This is a genomic window from Vibrio genomosp. F10 str. 9ZD137, from assembly GCF_049974785.1.
In the GTDB taxonomy this organism is placed as follows: domain Bacteria; phylum Pseudomonadota; class Gammaproteobacteria; order Enterobacterales; family Vibrionaceae; genus Vibrio.
Window position 1 is genome coordinate 1 of the sequence record NZ_JBNGCJ010000970.1, and the last position, 1,689, is coordinate 1,689.

Annotated in this window: 1 protein-coding gene; it reads right to left on the bottom strand. The window is 45.8% G+C overall.

What is annotated here, in order from left to right:
* Window positions 1-1,479, bottom strand: a 1,479-nt coding sequence (locus ACP45E_RS21010) for a GAF domain-containing protein (RefSeq protein WP_069585503.1), incomplete at its 3' end; no start/stop codon positions are given.
* Window positions 1,480-1,689 lie beyond the last annotated feature (210 nt).

The following is a 1,689-nucleotide window of genomic DNA, read 5'->3' on the forward strand; positions in this document are numbered from 1 at the left end:
TGACCCGCTCTTCCGATCTGTGACCTGTTGCTGCTGCGCATTAATAATATTGATCTTGGCGCGATCACGAACGGCAACGGCTTCGAGATACTGACGGTTGAGCTTCCCTTGTTCGCTTAACCATTTTAGCTTTTCTAAACGGATATCTTTGTTGTCCATCAAGACGAGGGAGTCACCCTGCTGAACACGATCACCTGCTCGAACCAATGCATCATCAATATACCCATCATAAGGGGCAACAACGGCTCGCTGTATGGCGCTTTCTATTTTCGCTTCTGTTGAGAGTTTGTACTCGCCGGTGACCGTCGCCAATAGGTAAACAATGACAATGGATGTCAGCACAAACAATTTACGCCCGAGGTAATTAGGGCCAATTAATCGGCCTAGTTGCACTCCAACCGAATCAAGTGTTTTTCTGATCCATGAACGATCGTTTTTCCGTTTATCTTCAAGCGTCGGCATCACCAAACTAACGATGCTTTGACAGGTAGCGGCTTGCTCCTGTGTCCAATGATTTTCTGGCAAGGACTCCATCGTCATGGCTCCATAAATCTCCCCATGAAGGTAAATAGGGACAGACATAACAGAAATATCCCCTTGCTCGGTCGATAAAGCCTGATGAGCAATAAAAATATCGGAACTTAAGGTGTTCTCACTGCCTTTGTGCGACTCGCTGGAAAAAAGCAGCACTTTCCCTTGATCGATACATTCGTCCATCACCCGCTCTATTGAGCGAACCAGGTTCATCTTCTTACCGAATTGAGCACTGTGAGAGAGGTGCTTAAGACGGGAGCGTTTGTTCTTGTACTCCCCTAGACTCACTCTATCGCAGTTGTATAACACCGCAAGTTCTGTGACAAGGCGCACTGCCGCCGTATCGTAATTCTGCTCAGATAACACTCGCGCGAGTAAATCTATTTTATCGGCGGCGAGGGATTGTTCATGAGCAAGACGCTGCATTCGCTCTTGATAGGTGAAGATTTCTAAACTTGCTACGCTCCACTGCAACATCGTAATCGCTTGAGTAAGCTCGGCTTGTTGCGTCACTTCAAGGGCAACGGCGATAAAGGCGATGAATGTCGATTGGTCGTCATACAGTGGGTAAAGCACACCAAATGCTTCGCCACGACGCCCACCTTGCTGATCTTCAGGTTTTGGTGAATAGGTCAGCTTAGTGACTTGGGGTTGTTCAACATTAAAACTCTGCTCAGCCTGTTCGGTCAACCAAACAAAGCTTTCATGATTTTCTTGGTAGGTTGCTACTGGAATAAGACCGTTATCGATAGGAAGGTAAACAACGGCAGAGCGCAGACCGCTAAGAACTGGCTGATGACTTTTCAACCACGTTTGGTAATAATCATCATGTGAATCATTTAGTTGTGTATCAACACTGGCTGTTGAATAACCCGCTGTATTGGAGTCGCCATTGAGTTCGGAAAACGCCGACTGTTTTTCAGCCGTACCGATTTGCTCTGCCATGTGTAAATCCCTTTATCTATCTATATTCTATCTTTGTTCGACCTTAATCGAGCGTGAGTACTTTATTTCGAGTGCGTCTCTGAGAATGGGTAACGATTCACGTATCTATTCTGTCCTTGATAGATAGTCAACGTATTTTGATCTAATCCATTACCCGTTTAAGTATAAGCTAACAAACTTGTGCATAGACTAGATCGGAAGAGCGGCTCA